This window comes from Anaerolineae bacterium, assembly GCA_013178165.1.
In the GTDB taxonomy this organism is placed as follows: domain Bacteria; phylum Chloroflexota; class Anaerolineae; order Aggregatilineales; family Ch27; genus Ch27.
This window is the reverse complement of sequence record JABLXG010000004.1, coordinates 229309-247357: the sequence shown is the minus strand read 5'-3', so window position 1 is coordinate 247357 and position 18049 is coordinate 229309. Positions and strand designations below refer to the sequence as shown.

At 63.6% G+C, this 18049-nt stretch carries 15 protein-coding genes; all 15 read right to left on the bottom strand.

What is annotated here, in order from left to right; all coding sequences use genetic code 11:
• Window positions 1-19: 19 nt before the first annotated feature.
• Complete coding sequence (locus HPY64_04140; protein NPV66317.1) at window positions 20-2557, bottom strand: adenosylcobalamin-dependent ribonucleoside-diphosphate reductase; 2538 nt, start codon at window positions 2555-2557, stop codon at window positions 20-22.
• Window positions 2558-2722: 165 nt separating this feature from the next.
• Entirely contained in the window at window positions 2723-3211 is a 489-nt protein-coding gene (nrdR, locus tag HPY64_04135) for a transcriptional repressor NrdR (protein ID NPV66316.1), read from the bottom strand.
• 336 nt (window positions 3212-3547) lie between these two features.
• Window positions 3548-4729: a cell division protein FtsZ gene (ftsZ, locus tag HPY64_04130; GenBank protein ID NPV66315.1), complete on the bottom strand. Its 1182-nt coding sequence runs from the start codon at window positions 4727-4729 to the stop codon at window positions 3548-3550.
• A gap of 160 nt (window positions 4730-4889) precedes the next feature.
• Window positions 4890-6137 (bottom strand): cell division protein FtsA, encoded by a 1248-nt coding sequence (gene ftsA / locus HPY64_04125; protein ID NPV66314.1) that lies wholly within the window; start codon window positions 6135-6137, stop codon window positions 4890-4892.
• 33 nt (window positions 6138-6170) lie between these two features.
• On the bottom strand, window positions 6171-7133 hold the full coding sequence (locus HPY64_04120; protein NPV66313.1) for an FtsQ-type POTRA domain-containing protein: 963 nt from the start codon (window positions 7131-7133) through the stop codon (window positions 6171-6173).
• A gap of 277 nt (window positions 7134-7410) precedes the next feature.
• Window positions 7411-8325 (bottom strand): UDP-N-acetylmuramate dehydrogenase, encoded by a 915-nt coding sequence (gene murB, locus HPY64_04115; protein ID NPV66312.1) that lies wholly within the window; start codon window positions 8323-8325, stop codon window positions 7411-7413.
• Between the two features lie 40 nt (window positions 8326-8365).
• Window positions 8366-9754, bottom strand: coding sequence for a UDP-N-acetylmuramate--L-alanine ligase (locus HPY64_04110; GenBank protein NPV66311.1), 1389 nt, complete (start codon window positions 9752-9754; stop codon window positions 8366-8368).
• A gap of 4 nt (window positions 9755-9758) precedes the next feature.
• Window positions 9759-10298, bottom strand: coding sequence for a hypothetical protein (locus tag HPY64_04105; GenBank protein ID NPV66310.1), 540 nt, complete (start codon window positions 10296-10298; stop codon window positions 9759-9761).
• Between the two features lie 39 nt (window positions 10299-10337).
• Window positions 10338-10871: a hypothetical protein gene (locus HPY64_04100; protein NPV66309.1), complete on the bottom strand. Its 534-nt coding sequence runs from the start codon at window positions 10869-10871 to the stop codon at window positions 10338-10340.
• Complete coding sequence (locus HPY64_04095) at window positions 10868-11962, bottom strand: UDP-N-acetylglucosamine--N-acetylmuramyl-(pentapeptide) pyrophosphoryl-undecaprenol N-acetylglucosamine transferase (protein NPV66308.1); 1095 nt, start codon at window positions 11960-11962, stop codon at window positions 10868-10870. Before HPY64_04095 ends, HPY64_04100 begins: the two co-directional genes overlap by 4 nt.
• Complete coding sequence (locus HPY64_04090) at window positions 11916-13181, bottom strand: cell division protein FtsW (protein ID NPV66307.1); 1266 nt, start codon at window positions 13179-13181, stop codon at window positions 11916-11918. Before HPY64_04090 ends, HPY64_04095 begins: the two co-directional genes overlap by 47 nt.
• A 76-nt stretch (window positions 13182-13257) precedes the next feature.
• Window positions 13258-14679 (bottom strand): UDP-N-acetylmuramoyl-L-alanine--D-glutamate ligase, encoded by a 1422-nt coding sequence (gene murD, locus HPY64_04085; protein ID NPV66306.1) that lies wholly within the window; start codon window positions 14677-14679, stop codon window positions 13258-13260.
• A gap of 16 nt (window positions 14680-14695) precedes the next feature.
• Window positions 14696-15706, bottom strand: a complete 1011-nt coding sequence (locus tag HPY64_04080) for a phospho-N-acetylmuramoyl-pentapeptide-transferase (GenBank protein ID NPV66305.1) — start codon at window positions 15704-15706, stop codon at window positions 14696-14698.
• A gap of 18 nt (window positions 15707-15724) precedes the next feature.
• Complete coding sequence (locus HPY64_04075; GenBank protein NPV66304.1) at window positions 15725-17449, bottom strand: penicillin-binding protein 2; 1725 nt, start codon at window positions 17447-17449, stop codon at window positions 15725-15727.
• Window positions 17450-17452: 3 nt separating this feature from the next.
• Window positions 17453-17959, bottom strand: coding sequence for a hypothetical protein (locus HPY64_04070; GenBank protein ID NPV66303.1), 507 nt, complete (start codon window positions 17957-17959; stop codon window positions 17453-17455).
• Window positions 17960-18049: the final 90 nt, after the last annotated feature.

Sequence of the window (18049 nt, the reverse complement as noted above, 5' to 3'; positions counted from 1 at the left end):
CGGGGGTATTGCCGCAAGTCTAGCACTCACTATAGCCACAAGAATCGCACTTGCGGCAGCCTTCGACGTTGATAAAGGTCGCCTGGCCGCACTCCGGGCACAGATCACCGACCCGGGACTGCGACAACTCGCTCAGCGGCAGGGTTGGCTGGACAGGCGCCTGGGCGGGCGTCACCGCAGTCACCCCCGAAGAAGCCTGCATATCGCGGTCAGCCGTCTCGTCCAGGTACATCTGCAACATCTGGGCGATGCCATCAGGCAGGCTGCGCACACGTGCCGGGCCGAAGCCGGTCGCCCGCCCGCCACCGATCCCGGCCAGCTGGCGCACCACTTCCTTCAGCCGTTTGCGCGGGCTGACCGGCGATGCCAGCCGCAGCACATACGAGATCAGGCGGCCTAGCGCCTCCGAGACAGCGGCGGTATCGGAACCGGCCTTGGCAGTATGCAGGAAGACCTCAAATGGCTGGTCGCCCCGCTGGCCATTCTCGTTGATCGTCAGGTAGGTCGTGCCCAGCGGCGTCGGCAGGCGGTAAGTCCAGCCGGACAGACGGCGCGGACGTGGTTTCTTGTCCTCGTTAAACAGCGGCAATGGCTCCGCGGCAGCAGGTACTGTTTCGGAACCGGTCCCGCTTTCCTTGGCCTCTTTGGTGGCCCGCGTTTCCAGGACGACCTTCTGACGGCTGCCGGTCACATAGACAGTCAGACCTTTACAGCCCAGCTTCCAGGCCAGCCGATACGCCTCTTTGACGTCTTCAACGGTGGCCGTTGCGGGCATATTGATCGTCTTGGAGATCGAGTTATCCACAAAAGCCTGCATCGCCGCCTGCATGCGGACATGCTCCTCAGGCGTGACATCACCGCTGACCACATACACGCGCCGGATCTCCTCCGGCAGTTCTTCCACATGCTGGCAACTGCCATCGACGCTAACCTGCTCCACTACCCGGCGAATGGTCTCCTCGTCCAGACCGGCGCGTTGCATGGCCTGCTGGAACAGCGGACTGGTATACTGCAGCTCCAGGTCGCGTCCTCCGTCGTTGACATGACGAATATAAGCCAGGGCAAAGACCGGCTCGCAACCATAGCCCTCACAGCCAGCTACCGTCGAGATCGTGCCTGTCGGTGCGACGGTATTCTGCGCGCCGTTACGGATGCCATGCGCCTTAATCCCGGCGGTGATGGCGTCCCAGTCCAGAACCGGGCGGCCCCAGTCGTGGCGGTAAGGCGTGATCGGGCGAGGTGGTGTCCATTTGAGATTCTCCGGGTCATACAGGCTACCCCGGATGGCCGGGAACGGGCCGCGTTCCCGCGCCAGCTCGATGCTGGTGCGCATGGTATGGTAGCGCACGAATTCCATGACCTGCCCGGCCAGTTCCTGCCCTTCCTCGGAGCCATAGCGCACCCCCAGGCGGTACATGATGTCGGCCAGCCCCATGATCCCCAGGCCAATGCGCCGCACCCGGTGAGCCGCCTGCTTGAGCTGGGGCACAGCAGGGACATAGGCATTGGCCGTCACCACATCATCCAAGAAGCGGGTGGATTCCTCAATGGTGCGCTGTAGCTTTTCCCAGTCCAGCCGGTCGTCGTCCGTCATATGCCGGGCCAGGTTGATCGACCCCAGGCAGCAATTTTCAAACGGCCCCAGCCATTGCTCGCCGCAGGGGTTGGTGGCCTCCAGCTCGTAGAGGTGTGGGACAGGATTGCTACGGTTGGCAGTGTCCAGGAACAGGATGCCCGGCTCGCCGTTGAAGTGCGCCTGGCGAGCAATCAGGTCAAAAAGATCGCGGGCGCGCACCGTCTCCCAAACAGCGCCATCGGCGGGGTTGATCAGCTCGAAATCCTCGTCATTTTCCACCGCCTGCATAAATGCATCGGTGACGCCCACAGAGATATTGAAATTGGTGATCTGGCTCTCGTTAGTTTTGCAGGTAATGAACTCTTTGATATCCGGGTGATCGACGCGCAGCACAGCCATATTGGCCCCGCGCCGGGAACCGCCCTGCGCGATCTCGCCAAAAGCCTGGTCGTACACCCGCAGGAAGCCCACCGGCCCGGTCGCCTTGCCCATCGAGGAACGCACCAGCGCGCCTTTGGGCCGCAGGCGGCTAAACGAAAAACCATTGCCGCCGCCGGTCTGCTGGATCAGCGCCGCGTCCCGCAGCGTCTGGAAGATGCCGGAAGGCGTACGCCCCATATCATCGTCGATGGCCAGCACAAAGCAGGCGGCCAGCTGGCCCAGCGGCGTGCCCGCGCCGGTGAAGGTCGGGCTGTTGGGGAAGAACCGGATATCCGTCAGCAGCTCATAGAAGCGGTTCGACCACAGTTCAACATCCCCCGCCAGTTCCGCCTCTGCTGCTGCGACATGGCTGGCCACCCGCCAGAACATCTCATGCTCGGTCTCCGCCGGCTGGCCATCCGGCCCGCGCCGCAGATAGCGCTTGGCCAGAACGGTCCGCGCATTTTCGGAAAGCGGCAGGTGGCGCAGGGGCAACGGAGGGCCGGAATGACCGTTTGGTCGGCTTCCGGTTCTGGTCTTGCCTGACTGCTTGGTCGTCATTGCGAAGCTCCTTCCCCTGAAAACAATACAACACAGACGAATTGAGTCCGGCCATCCCTCAATTCCTGGTCAGGCGCTGCTATTGGATTGGCCATCCCCAGGCATTACATGGCAGAGTGTACCGACGGGTGACAGTCTGATCGCGGCAGGATGCGCCCGGGATGACTAGCGGCCGGCCTGCGACCCCTTGGTTTTGCTGTCCTGTTCGGCCAGCAGTTTGTTGATCTCAGCGCGCACGCTATCCAGGTTATCCAGCCGCAGATAGACGATGGCATAGCGGATATAGGCGATGGCATCGAGCGCTTTCAGTCCCTCAATCGCCATATCGCCGACCACCCGGCTGGAGACTTCCGCCTTGCCCATGCGCTGTAGCTTGGCTTCGATCTGATCGGCCAGCCGTTCCAGATCCGCTGCTGCTACCGGTCGTTTGGCACAGGCAATGCGCATCCCCTGGATCAGCTTTTCCCGATCAAAAGCTTCCCGTTCTCCGCCCGATTTGATCAACATCGGCGTGGCCAGGATTGCCCGCTCGTAGGTGCTGAATCGCTCCCCACACTTCAGGCACTCCCGCCGTCGCCGAATTCCTCCTCGCGCATCATGACTGGTGTCGACCACACGCGAGGCCCCGGTCGCACCGCAATACGGGCATTTCATGGCTTTGGCCCCCCCATCCCGGGTTCCCGGCCCCAATATCCGCGCGGCGCCACCGACCACCTGCCCACCTACCCCCACAGATAGGGGTATGTTGTGAATCACCCCCTGCATATGGTGGTCAATGGGCTTTCACTGTAACACGGTCGGGGGCAGGGTTGAACAGTACCCCGGTACTATTTTGCATTAAAATTCCCGGCCTGGCAGAAAACAGGCAGCCCCCCACCCGGCACGCAGACCGAAATACAGGGTGGAGGGCCTGTCCCTGAGGAGGTATGAAGAATGGTCCGGGCGCCACCGCGTCAGCCCACTCTGGCGCGGCTCCCGGTTGTGCCGCGCTTACCGCTTGCGCAGGAAGGTCGGGATATCCATATTGCCGCTGTCAAACGACGAGAAGTCGCTACCGGAGTCAACCGACGACTGCTGCTGCGGTGGCTGTGGTGGCTGTATGGGCCGGCGCAACGCAGGCTGCATGGCCGGCTGTTGCTGGGCCGGTTGAGCCGGGGCACGCTGTGGTGTTTGCAGCGGCTGAGCGCCCTGTTGTACCTGCCGCCGGGCGACATGGCTCTGTTCGAAGCCGGTGGCAATGACCGTGATACGGACGGAATCACCCATATTGGGGTCGATCACCGCGCCGAAGATCAGGTTGACATCCGGGTGCGCCGTATCCTTGATGATCGACGCCGCCTCATAGACCTCAAACAGGCTCAGGCCGGTGCCGCCGGTCACATTGAACAGGATGCCCCGTGCGCCATCGATGGTGACATCCAGCAGCTGGCTGCTGACCGCCGCCTCCGCCGCCTTGCGGGCGCGGTCATCGCCGCTGGCCTGGCCGACCGCCATCAGCGCTGCCCCGCCTTCGGACATAATCGTCCGCACATCGGCGAAGTCCAGGTTGATCAGGCCGGGCACCGTGATCAGTTCAGAGATGCCCTGGATGCCCTGGCGCAGCACATCATCAGCCAGCCGGAAGGCGTCCTGCAGGCTGGCGCGCTTATCGGCGATCTGCAGTAGACGATCGTTAGGGATGACAATCAGCGTGTCAACATGGTCCTTGAGTGCCTCGATGCCGGCCTCCGCCGCATCCTGGCGCCGTTTGCCTTCAAATGAGAAGGGCCGGGTGACGACGCCAATCGTCAGCGAGCCAAGCTCTTTGGCTACCTGGGCCACAATCGGCGCTGCGCCAGTGCCGGTGCCGCCACCCATGCCACAGGTGATAAAGACCATATCCGCGCCGCGCAACACCTCGTACAGCTCATCGGCGCTTTCTTCCGCCGCTTTGCGCCCGATTTCCGGGTTGCCGCCGGCGCCGAGGCCGCGCGTCAGCTTATCACCAATACGGACGCGCGTCTTGGCCTGGGAGAGCATCAGGGCCTGGGCATCAGTATTGATGGAGATAAAATCCACCCCGCCCATGCCCTCCTCAATCATGCGATTGATGGCATTGCCGCCGCCACCACCAACACCCACGACTTTGATTTGCGCGAAATTCTCACCGGGGGTCAAATCATAATCACTCATCACTGCCTCCTCAGATCAAGACGCCTGGTTGCCATGCGCTTGATACCACCTGTTAGGCCTGCGTGTGGGTTATTGTGCTATTGTATGCGAAAATGCTGCGCAGCAAAACTGCGCCACCCCCTGAAAAAGGCCAAATAGTCCAAAAGTGCTACCCGTCCCCCTAGTTGTTCTCGTCTTCAGGCACAAAACGCCGGAACAACCCGCTGAGCATCTTGCCCAGGCTGAAGCCTGAACGCGCCGCGCCTGCGTTATCCGCGTACTGGCGGTCTTCGCGGTCCATCGCCAGGCCCAGGCGCAACAGGCCCACGCTGGTGCTATAGGCCGGGCTGCGCAGTGTGTCCGCCATGCCCGTGATCTTCTCCGGCTGGGCCAGGCGCACCGGCAGGTGCATTACCCGCGCGGCCACTTCGCGGATGCCCGGCAGCAGCGTGCTGCCGCCAGTGAGCACCACGCCCGCGGGCAGCAGGCCGTCGTAGCCGGAGCGTTTGGCTTCCTGCAGCACCAGCTCGAAAATCTCTTCCACCCGCGCGCCGATGATCCGCGCCAGGTCGTAGCGCAGCACTTTGCTCGGCAACTCCTCGCCGAAAGGCTGCACGGCGAACGACTCGACCGAGTCCAGGACACGCGGGTCGGCATGCCCGTACTGCAGCTTGACCGCTTCCGCCAGTTCAAAGGGCAGGCGCAATCCATGGCCAATATCGTTGGTGATGTGCCAACCGGCCACGGGCAGTACCGCCGTGTGCCAGACAGTGCCCTCGATGAAGATTGCCAGGTCGGTCGTGCCCCCGCCGATGTCCACCACCATCACGCCCATCTGCCGTTCCGTGGGCGAAAGCACCACATCCCCCGACGCCAATGGGTTAAGGATGAAGCGGTCGACATAGACGCCGGTCGATTCGACGCATTTTTCCAGGTTCTGCACGGTCGAAGTCGAGGCGGTGATGATGTGCGTCTCCACCTCCAGCCGGAAGCCGTGCATCCCCAGCGGGCTGCGCACCCCTTCGTTGCCGTCCAGGCTGTAGGTACGCGGGATAACGTGCAACACCTCGCGGTTATGCGGGATGGCGATCGCCCGCGCATTAGCGATGGCCCGCGTGACATCCTCCGGCCCTACCGGGCGCGTGCCACTGATCCCCACCACGCCCCGGCTGTTGATCGAAGACACCTGGCTGCCAGCCAGGCTGACAAACGCCCGTCCGATCTCGTAACCGCTGCTGCGCTCTGCCTTGTGCACAGAAGAAGAGATCGCTGCCGTGAGGGCGTTCATGTCCGTCACCACGCCCTTTTGCATGCCGCGGCTCGGTTCCACACCCAGGCCAACGACATGAATATCTTCTTCGCGCACCTCACCGACAATGGTGCACACTTTGGTCGTGCCCACGTCGATACCAACCACTAGTTCACCCATAACAATCCGCCAGCTCGCTCCCACAGGCGAGGATCACTGCCCTGTACCGGTCTCATCTTCGCGCCACCAGATGCGGTAGTACGGCGCGTCTACATCCCCCACATCAATGAATTCCGGGTAGATGCCCCGCGCATTCAGGTCAGCCACAATGGCGTTGTACACGTTGAGTTTGGCCGCCATGTCTGTCCCGGTTCCCAGCCAGGCTCGCCAGCCCTGAGGGTCCTGAAAGCCCAGCCCTTCCACAGCGTCATAGATCAGGACTTCCAGGTCTGGCAGCAACTCCCGCAATTGCAGCGCGGCATCCACCACATCCTGCGGGATGACCACATTCGGGCCGATCGGGGCATCGCTGCCCTCAACTACAATCCGCAGCAGATCGGTGCGGTCCACCCGCTGCTGCATCACCCGACCCCGCACATCGATCCAGGTACGGACTCCGGCCTGCTCCCAGATCAGCGCCGGTTCGCGCTCCTGAATCTCGATCTGGATCAGGTGTGGCGGCCAGCCCACCCGAACCTCGGCATCCGCCACACTCGGCGAGCGCAACACCTGCGCCCGTACTTCCGCCGGATCCACCCAGAAAAGGTGCAGATTGGCCACCCCACTGAGCGCAAAGACCTCTTCCGCCGTCAGGTTGACCAGTCCACCCACCTCAATGTGGTGCACATAGAAGGCATCCGACTGGATAAACATCAACAGCACCACAAGCAAACTGGCCACGGTGACCGCGCTGAGCGTCCGGGCAGAAAGGATGGCTTCCAGATGGCCGCTGCGCCGCTGCGTCATGGCCACAGCGCCGCTTACGCCGTTCCGGGCTGCCGCCTCCCGCCGCGCTGCACGCCGACGACGCGCTGGCGCCCGTACTACCGGGAGCGGCTCGACGTGGCGCACTACCGGACGCGCCACCCGCTCGCGCTGGCCGCGTGGCGCCACATGGGACGATTGCACCCGGCGCCTGCGCCGGGACTTGCTGGCCGTATCGGAGGATGCGATCATGAATGCTTTCGTCCCGCCCGCTAGAGCGCGTCTCGCCGATGAGCCAGGCCAGGCGATCATCGGCAGGCTGAGCATTCCCAACCTGTCCGTGCAGTCCTGCCAGTGATCACAACGGAAACTCAGACGAAGTCTGTACCAGCGCCCCTGGTTCCTCTATTTTCCCACTTATCCCATGATATGCCAAGCGTGAAAAAAGTAAGTCCCGCCGCGGCACGCACCCCACCGCCCGGCGATTTCACAGGAAATTTACGACTTCATACCGCTGGCAGGCATTGTTTCAGGTGCTGAAATCGCCCAGCAGTTCGATCTCCAGTTCCAGCCGCACACCGAACCTGGCCGCGACGGTTTCCTGAGCCAGCCGGATCAGCGCCAGGTAGTCCGTCGCCGTGCCGCCTTCGCCCAGGTTGACCAGGAAATTGGCGTGCTTCTCTGAGATCTGCACCTGACCGCGCCGCGCCCCTTTTAGCCCGGCAGCCTCGATCAGGCGTCCAGCGTAGTCGCCCGGCGGATTCTTGAAGATGCTGCCCAGGCTGGCCCCCGGCGGTTGTGTGCGCTTACGATGAGCAATGTATTCCGCCGCCTGAGCTTTGAGCGCCGCTGGATCAGCGCCAGGCGCCAGCTGAAGCGTGACAGTCGTCACCAGGTACGGCTCCTGCATACCCTTGAGTGCCGAAGTGCGGTAAGCATAGGCCATATCAGCGACAGCGTAACGAGCCACCCCCGCCGCGCGGTATACCTCCACCTCCCGGACACAGGCGGTCATATCGCCCCCGTATGCCCCGGCGTTGTTGATCGCCGCCCCACCAATCGTACCCGGCACGCTGACCGCCCATTCCAGCCCGCGCAGGCCGCGCGCCATACAGCGCCGCGCCACCGTACTCAAGCTGGCTCCGCTTTCCGCCCGGACGACGCCGTCTGCGCCAATTGTCAGCGCCGCTGCCCGGTTGATGATGACCAGTCCCCGGAAGCCGCTATCGGCCATCAGCACATTAGAGCCACCGCCCAGAATACGATGCGGCACACCCCGTTCCCAGGCAAACCGGGCGGCAAAGATCAGATCGGCCAGGTTGTGGGCCACCACCAGCGCATCCGCCGGGCCGCCCAGCCGGGCCGCCGTATGGCGGGCCAGCGGCTCGTCCCGCCGTAGACGGTCGCCAAAGCGCTCCTCCAGGAGCGTGTAGTCCACAGCCACCAGACCCTCCGCAAAAAGACGGAAAAGAAAGCGACCGCTATTAACGACCCTGGCGCAGTCGCTCCAGCAGGCGGACGCCGATCGTTGGCGCGTCACCGGCGCTGAGGATCAGCACCACATCGCCCGGTTGCACCCCCACTGCCAGCGCCTCGACGGCGCTGTCCAGCGTTGGTGTATGGCGCACGTCTGGATGAGAAATACGGGCAATCAGTTCGGGAATGCCGGGGCCGTCGCTCTGCTGCTCCCGCGCGGCATAGACATCGGTGATCAGGACATGGTCGGCGGCTTCCGGCGGAAAGGCTGCGGCGAAAGCGTCAAAAAGCGCCCGCAAGCGCGAGAAGGTATGTGGCTGCCAGACCGCCCAGATCGTCGCCTGCGGATAGGCAGCCCGCGCCGCCCGTAGCGTCACGGTGATAGCTGTCGGGTGGTGGGCATAATCATCGATCACAGTCACGCCACCGGCCTGCCCGCGCACCTCAAAGCGCCGCCCGGCGCCGCTGTAGGTTGCCAGCGCTGCCAGCGCATCCTTCTCCGGCACGCCCAGCCGCATCGCCGCAATCAGCGCTGCCAGGGCATTCTGCACATTGTGAGCGCCCGGCACGCTCAGCAACCCGGCGCCGATATCCCGCCCCGCCCGTACCACGCGGAAGGCCATTCCCTTCCCCCGCGCCTGTACGTCTACAGCACGCCAGTCGGCCTGTGGGCTGGCCAGGCCGTAGGTCGTCACCACTGCACCTACTGACTGCCGCTCAGCCGCCAGCTTCGCCGCGCCGGGATCGTCAGCGCAGGCGATCAGCAGGCCGTCCGCTGGAAGCAACGCGGCAAAGCGGCGGAAATCTTCCGTCAATACCTCCAGAGTCGGGAAGAGGTCTGGATGGTCATGCTCGATATTGGTGATCACGGCGATTGTTGGCTGCAACCCCAGGAACATATGATCGTATTCGTCAGCTTCGATGACAAACGCCTCCCCCCGGCCCACCCCGGCGTTGGTGCCCACACCCGGCACCACGCCGCCGACGATGAACGAGGGATCGCGTCCCGTCTCCCGCAGGATATGCACGATCATCGCTGTGGTTGTCGTCTTACCGTGCGTTCCAGCCACGGCAACGCCGACCTGCCCGGCCATCAATTCCGCCAGAATGTCGCTACGCTTGAGGACAGGCAGGCCGCGCGCCCGCGCCGCCAGCACTTCGGGATTATCCGCCGGGACAGCCGAGGAGATGATCACCAGCGCAGCGTCGCCGATGTGTTCCGCCCGGTGACCGGCGTAGATCACTGCGCCGTCGCGGGCCAGCGCCGCCGTCAACTCGTTCAGCTGGCGATCGGAACCGGAGACGCGATAGCCGCGCTGGAGCATCACGCGGGCGATGGCCGAAAGGCCGCTACCACCAATCCCGACAAAATGGACATGCTGGCCGGGCATCAGCATAGGCTCAGACCAGCACAACGACTACAAACAGGAACAGGACAATGACCAGCAGCGTGAGCAGGTTGCCTTCCAGCAGGAACACCAGCGGCAACTGGTTGACAAACTGGGCGCTGGCCGAGTTCAGCGGCGGGGCCATGATCGAGGGACTGAGTGGATAGTGCAGCACGTCCATGTAGTACCACAGCGACCCGAAGAAGAGATAGGCGTTGACGCCGCCGATCGTCGCCCCCAGAAGACCCTCCTGCAGGCCCTCGCGGGCGTCGTGTCCGGAGCGTTCTGCCCGCTCGCCGCGCTCAAAGCGTGCCGGGGTCTCATAAGCGAACAGTGTGATCACGGTGAGGATGCCAGCATACACATAGAACTGCTGGGCCAGGGGGGCGCTGCCAATCAGCGGAGTCAGAATCACATCGCCGAGCTGCTCAAGCACAAACAGTCCCAGCACGATCCCGGCCATGGCGATCATCTCGCGGGTCGAACCGCGGATGAATCCGATCACCGCGAACAGAGCCACCATTGCCCAGAGAAAGTAGCCCAGTTGGACCATAACGGCACCACTATCCCGCCGGCGCGCCGGGCCGTCCGATTAGATCAGCACAATAATCACGAACAGAAACAGGATCACAACCAGCAACGTCAGCAGATTGCCCTCCAGCAGCCAGTCCAGCGGCAGGCTGTACTGCATGGCCTCGCTGACCGTGCCCACATAGGGAGCCGGGATATTCGGATTGAGGGGGTAACCCAGCACACGCATGTAGTACCACAGGGAGCCGGCCACCAAATACCCGTTGAAGGCCCCCAGCACACCCCCCAGCAGGCTCTCCTGAAGACCGCCTTCACGCAGGCCTCTCCGGGGACGGGTGCGTCGCTCAAAGCGTCCCGGCGTTTGATAAGCGAAAAAAGTGATGATCAGCAGGATAGCCGCGTAAAAATAGAACTTCTGCGCCGGGTCAGCGCCAGCGGTCAGCGGCTCCAAGAAGACAGCTTTGAATTGCTCTATGGTGAACAGCGCCAGCACAATGCCGGTTGAGGCGATGATCTCCTTGGTCCACCCGCGCGAAAAACCGATGATGCCGAACATGATGATCATGCCTGTCAGAACCGTGGACAGTTGTATCATCGCCCCTCCACTTCGCATGCCCTCACCAGCAGGCGGGCAATCGCGCGGGCGCCTTCCGGGCGGGCCAGTTGCCGCGCTTTTTCCCCCATCATCGCCAGCGCCGCCGGATCGTCCAGCAGGCGCCGGATCGCCGGATACAACGCCTCAGCCAGTTGATCGTCGGCCAGCCAGATCGCCGCCCCCCGCGATGTCAGATAGTCCGCATTGACCTTCTGGTAACGCCAGGCATGCGGATACGGCACCAGGATCGCTGGCAGGCCAAACTGCGGGAACTCCCCCAGCGTACTGGCCCCTGCCCGGCTTACCACCAGGTCAGCCGCCGCCAGCGCCAGCCCCATATCCTCATGCAAATAAGCATAGGCATGATAACGCTTCTGCGCTGCCTGCGCTAAACGCTCCCGGGCCGCGCTGACTTCCGGCCAATCGAGTTTGCCGCTAATGTGCAGCACCTGCAAGTTTTCATCCGCCAGCAGGTCAGGCAGAATGGCCAGCAACGCCCGGTTGATGCTGCGCGCGCCGCTGCTCCCGCCGAAGACCAGCAACGTCCGCCGTCCCTTGTCCAGCTGGAAGTGGGTCACAGCCGCCGCTCGCGTAGCTCCCAGCACGCTCCGCCGCAACGGGTAACCGGTTTCCACCACCTGCCCCGCCCGGAAGTAACGGGCGGACTCGGCGGAAGTCGCCGCTACCCGGCGGGCGAAGCGGCTGGCCACCCGGAGCGTCAGCCCTGGCTCGATATCCGGCACAAAGGCATAGACCGGTACGCGCCACAGCCAGCCCGCCAGGGCGACCGGCAGGCTGGCCCAACCACCGGTCAGGAAGACCCGCTCCGGTCGCCAGCGCATCACCAGCCCCAGTGCCTGGATAAACCCCACCGCCAGCTTCGCCGCGCTGACCGCCAGCCGCGCCGGGCTGACCCCATGGATCGGTCCGCCCTGGATGTACACCACCCGTTGCCAGACGATCCCGCTGCGGGCGATCAGTTCCGGTTCCATCCCGCCAGCGCCCACGCCGCCCACAAAGAACAGCGTCACCGGCGGCAGATCGTCAGCGCCCTGTTGCAGCGCCTCTGCCACGGCGAACGCGGGGTACACTCCGCCCCCGGTCCCCCCGGCTGAGATCAGGATCCGCATGCGCTCTCCGTTCCGGTACCGATTCGCGCGCCGTCACACGGGAGATGCTCAGCAGCAGGCCCACACCCGCCATCGAAGTCACCAGCGCCGAACCGCCAAAGCTGATAAACGGCAGCGGCACACCGCTGAACGGCAACACCGCTGTCATCACAGCGATGTTCAGCAGCGCTTCCACGACAATCCATGTGGTGACCCCGGCGGCCAGCAACGCCCCGAAGCTATCCGGCGCTCCACGGGCGATCCGGTAGCCGCGCACCGCCAGCACCACAAACAACCCCGCCACCAGGATACAACCGAGCAACCCCAGTTCTTCCGCCAGCACAGCGAAAATGCTATCCGTATGTGGCGCAGGCAAAAAGCCAAACTTCTGGTAGCTCTCGCCCAGCCCAACGCCGGTTAACCCACCATTCAGGAAGGCGATCACCGCCTGCTGGACATGATAGCTGGCCTTGGTCAGATCGGTCGTACTCGCCAGGTACGAAGCCAGACGCGACCCGGCGTAGCTGATCTGCATGGCAAACAGGTAGCCTATCCCCCCCATGAACAGCCCGATAATACCCATCTGCAACAAATCCGCGCCAGCCAGGAAGAACATTGTCACCGCCGTAATCAGAATCAGCGATGCGGTACTCAGGTCCGGCTGGAGTACAATCAGCCCGCCCACCGAGCCGATCAGAATCGAAAATGGGATCAGGCCGTAGCTAATGCGGCGGATTTTGCTCTGCTTGGCGGAAAGCCAGGCCGCCATGTAAATGATGGTCACCAGCTGGGCCACCTCGCCGGGCTGGAGCGAGCCGTTGATGAAAGCGCGCTGCGCGCCAAACACCTCCGGCGCGGTCATCAGCAGCGCGATCAGCAGCGCGATCACTACCAGCATCATCCACAGAGCGAACCTCTTCCATATCCGGTAATCGATCAACGCCAGCAGAAGCGTCACCACCCCCCCCAGCGCCATCGACCGCACCTGCCGCATGAAGATCACGGAGGGATCGCCGTAAGTCTGGTAGCTCCAGTCGAACGTGGTGCTGAAGACCATCATCAGCCCGATCGCCAGCAGGATACCCACCACCAGCACCAGGTACAGGTCAATCCGGGCGCGGAAGAGCTTCTTACGCTCAGCAATGCGCGCCGAATCAGGGGGTGGCGCTTTGTCCTCAAAGAACTGTGGCATGGTCGCCATGCGTGCTGTCCTTGATTGTCAACCTGTGCAGGTATTCTATAGCCGACAGACAAATCCTGCTCGCCAACCAGCACTCCTAGAGCGCGTTGACCAGCGCCCGGAAGTGCGCGCCGCGCTCCTCAAAATCGCGATAAGCGTCATAACTGGTGCCGCCAGGCGAGAGCAACACCACATCGCCAGGGCGGGCCAGCGCTGCTGCCGCCGCCACCGCCTCCTCCAGCGTGACAGCCTCCCGCACACGCTCCGGAGCCAGCAATCCCTCCGCGCCGCGGGCCAGCGCCTGGTGCAGCAACGCGGCCACTACCGGCCCGTGCGCGCCAAATGTGACCACCGCCCGCGCCTTTTGCACTACCAGGTCGATCAGCCCGTCCCAGGGCAGGTTCTTATCTTTGCCGCCCAGCAGCAGGACAAGCGGCTCGTCATAGCTGCGCACGGCGGCCAGCACGCGCTCCGGCGCGGTAGCGATGCTATCGTTGACCCAGGTGACACCGTCGCGCACCCGCACCACTTCCAGCCGGTGGGCCACACTGCGGAAAGTCCGGATCGCTGCCGCCAGCGTTTCCGGCGGGATGCCCGCCGCCCCGGCGATAGCGCATGCCGCCAGCGCGTTAAGAACGTTATGCGCACCACGCAGCGGGACTTCCGCCCGCGGTAGCACGGCCTGCGGGAGGCCCTCAGGGCTGGCCATACCGACCACGGTCAGGCGCCCGCCATCGAGATAGGCGCCATCCGCCACGACCTCACGGGCGCTGAACCAGGCCACACGCCCCGGCGCCACGCCTGCCAGAGCCGCCGCGCCCGGATCGTCGCGACCCAGGATGGCCAGGTCGTCCGCCTTCTGGTAGCGGATCAGGTTCGCTTTGGCCGCGGCATAGGCTTCCAGCGTCCCGTGACGATCAAGATGATTAGGGGTGATATTCAGAATCGCGCCAATGGCCGGGCTGGCCGTCATCAGTTCAAGCTGGAAGCTGCTCAGCTCCATCACCACAACGTCGGAGGGCTGAATAGCAGGCAGCACATCCAGCAGCACATCGCCGATATTGCCGCCAACGTGTGTCACACGCCCGGCGGCGCGGCACATGGCGCCAACCAGCGAGGTTGTGGTCGTCTTGCCGGCGCTGCCAGTGATGCCGATGGTCTGCGCGGGGCAGCGAGCCATGAACAACTGGGCATCATTGGTCACCGGCACACCGCACCGGAATGCTTCCGCCACCAGCGGCGCCGTCAGCGGCACGCCACCGGAGACGCACAGCACGTCCGCATCATCGAGCAGATTCAGCGGATGCCCGCCCAGGACAAAACGCACGCCGCAAGCGCGGTAAGACGCCAGAACCTCGCCAAAGGACTCTTCCGGGCGGGCGTCGGTGACGGTCACCCGCGCCCCGATCCCCGGCAGCCAGCGGGCCAGTGCCTGCCCCTGCCGGGCGAAGCCTATCACCACCACATGCTTGCCATGCAACTCATCCGCCACGACGCGCCTGCCTCTATCGTCTTCCACCAGCTAAACACCCATCCTAAACCAGCGCCAGGGCAATCCCCAGCATGGAACCGACCAGCGCAATGATCCAGAAGCGTTGAACCACCTGCACCTCGCTCCAGCCCATTTCCTGGTAATGCAGATGCAGCGGACTCATCCGCAACAGTTTGCGCCCGGTGCGCCGCAGATAGGCTATCTGCACCACCACGCTGAGCGTTTCCGCCACCGGCACAAAGGCGATCACCGGCAGCAGCGCCCACTGCCCGGTCATCAGTGCAACCACGCCCAGCGCCGCTCCCAGCGCCAGCGCCCCGGTATCGCCCATAAACAACTGGGCGGGAAAGGCGTTATACCACAGGAAGGCAAAGCAGGCCCCGGCGATGATGAAACAGAACTGGGTCAAGAAGATCTGGCCCTGCAGGTAGGCGATCAGGCCGTAAGTGCCATAGGCCATCGCAGCAATGATCCCGGCCAGCCCATCCAGGCCGTCAGTCAGGTTGATCGCGTTGGAAGACGCCACAATGATGAACGCCGCAACCGGAATCCAGATCCAGGGCGGGAGTGAAATCGGGATGCCAATGAAAGGCAGAAAGACCGTGTTAGCGTGCTGAAAACCGCCATTCCACAGGGACATGACCGTGGCCGCCACCAGCGCCAGGACAACCTGCCCGGCCAGCTTGGCCCGCGCGGAAATGCCTTGCCCGCGCTCGCGCTTGCCCTGCACCCCTTCCCAGTCGTCCAGCATACCCAGCAGCCCGTAGCCCAGCAGCACTCCCAGCGGCATCAGGATACTGGCGCCGGTACGAATTTCCGGGTTGAGCAGACTGGCCAGGTTGAGCGCCAGCGTCAGCAAGACGGCGGGCACAATGATCAGGATGCCGCCGAATGTTGGCGTCCCGGCTTTGACCTGATGGCTTCCCGGCAGGCTCTCCAGAATCCGCTTGCCCAGGCCCAGTCGCTTCAGCACAATGATGAACGGGTCGCCCCAGATCACCGCCAGCAAGAAGGACAGGCTGAGCATCGTCAATGCAACAGGCAAATCCCCCACCATAGGCTGCTATCCGATCTAGCGATCTACTGCTTCGAGTATGCCGCCCTGCGACGCCAGTTCCTGCCGCACGCTATCCGGTGGGATTTCCAGCAGGATCACCAGCCGTTCCACCAGATGGGCGAAGATGGGCGCAGCAACCACACTGCCCCAGTATTCCCGCGGGCGATCCAGTTTGATCAGGATAGACACCTGAGGGTCGTCGGCAGGCAGAAACCCCACAAACGACACAATTGACTTGTCCTGCTCATAGCCGCCGGGGATGGGAATCTGGGCCGTGCCGGTCTTGCCAGCGATGGTGTAGCCGGGCACCTGCGCGTCCGGCGTCCCGTACTGCACGGTCTGCACCAGCATGTCGCGGATCATGCGGGCGGTCTGGACAGATACCGGGCGTCCCATCGGCGAGGGCTGGGTCGTGTAGACCGTCTTGCCATCGATGATCTGGTGCACCACATGCGGCTGCATCATCAACCCGTCATTGGCGATGGCGTTGACCGCCGTCAGCATCTGCAACGGCGTCACGGCGATCCCCTGCCCGAAGCTGTTAGTGCAAATCTGGCTTTCCTGCCAGACGGTGTCGCCCGGCATGGGCACTGTCCCGGCAGCCTCCCCCTGCAGGTCAACGCGGGTTGGCTCGCCGAAGCCAAACGCCTTGACCATACGGTAGAAGCGAGTCGGCCCCATCTCGCGGGCTACGGTTGCCGTGCCCACGTTGAGCGATTGCACCATTACCTGGGTCATGTCGATCAGGCCGTGAGAGGCGCGATCCCAGTTCCAGATCGTGATCCCGCCGCACTCCATGCTGGCCTGGTCGTTATACGTACTGCCCGGCAGGATGACCCCTTCCTCGATCCCCGCCGCCAGAGTCACGATCTTAAAGACCGATCCCGGCTCGTACTGCTCGCTGATCGCCGCGTTCTGAAACAGCCGCGGGTTGTCCACTTCGTAGTAGATATTGGGGTCATACGAAGGAAAGTTGGCCATCGCCAGAATGGCCCCGGTGCGCGGGTTCATGATCAGGATCGTACCACGCTCCGCCCCGGTCACGTCGATGGCACGCATCAACTCCGCTTCCGCCAGGAACTGGACATCCCGATCCAGGGTCAGCACCAGGTCGCGCCCGTGCCGGGGAGTCACCAGCGCGGAAACCTCGAACGGGATGGCGCTCTCTTCTTCGACCAGGCTCTCACCGGCCAGTTCGCGCTGGTACGCGCCTTCCACGCCGAAATTGCCGCGCTGATCGCCGCCCACAAACCCGATCACCTGTGCGCCCAGCATACCCTGCGGATAGGCGCGGGAAGGGATGGGCGAAATCTCGACGCCAAAGATGCCCAGGTCCTGCACCGCCTGGCCGACCGCCGCGCTGACCGGCCGGGCGATCTGCACCCAGGGCCGGTCAGAGGTCAGCGCTTCGTAAATCGCCAGTTCGTCGCCGTTGAGCGCCACCGCCAGTTGCCGCGCCGCGCCCACCTTATCAGTGATCAGCGGTGGGTTAGCTCCGATGGCGTACTGCAGTTGATTGACGGCGAATAGCTCACCGTCGCGATCGTAGATTTGCCCGCGGGTCGGCAGGTATTCAACCAGTCGCCGGTACTGGCGAGTCTGCCCCTGAAAGTAGGCCAGCGCCTCCGGGTCCAGCTGGAACTGAATGGTCGCCAGCCGCACCACCAGAAAGACGCTAACAACAACCAACGCTGCAGCCACGACTTGCAGACGGCGCCGGAATATCTCCGGATGGTTCATCGCCTACTCCCCCGTCTGGGCAGCGGGGCCGCGGCTGGCCCTGGCCCACGCTTCGAACTGCGCCACCAGCTCCGCCCATTGCTGTTCCAGCCAGCCGGAAAACGTTTCGTCGTAGACCGGCAATGGCGCTTCCTGCGCCTGTAGCGGCGCAACGCTGGCCGGTTGCTGTGGCATATACCCCGCCACAATCAGGTACTCGATCTCTTCGCTGCCGGCATACGTGAAGCCCATCTCCTGCGCCCGCTGCAAAAGACGCGGGACGCTGCGCAGTTCGGCGATCTCGGCCCGCAGTTGCTCGTTCTCGCGCACCAGCCGATCGCGGTAGGCGCGGAGTTCCTCATTCTGGCGGCCGGTAGTCGAGATCGTAGTGACCTGGGCCAGATACAAAGCGCCAATGATGATCGCCACGATCAGGGCCAGAGCGATGATCGCCGCCAGTTGCGACTGGCGACGCCAGGGCGCGCTGCGCAAAGTATGCTGAATACGGTTGGAGAGGTTATTCTGGCTCATCGTTCCGGGTCAACACTGGCTCACAATCCACACCGCTCATTACTATAATGCATAATCCCGCTCCACCACATAGGCCGGCTGCACCAGCCG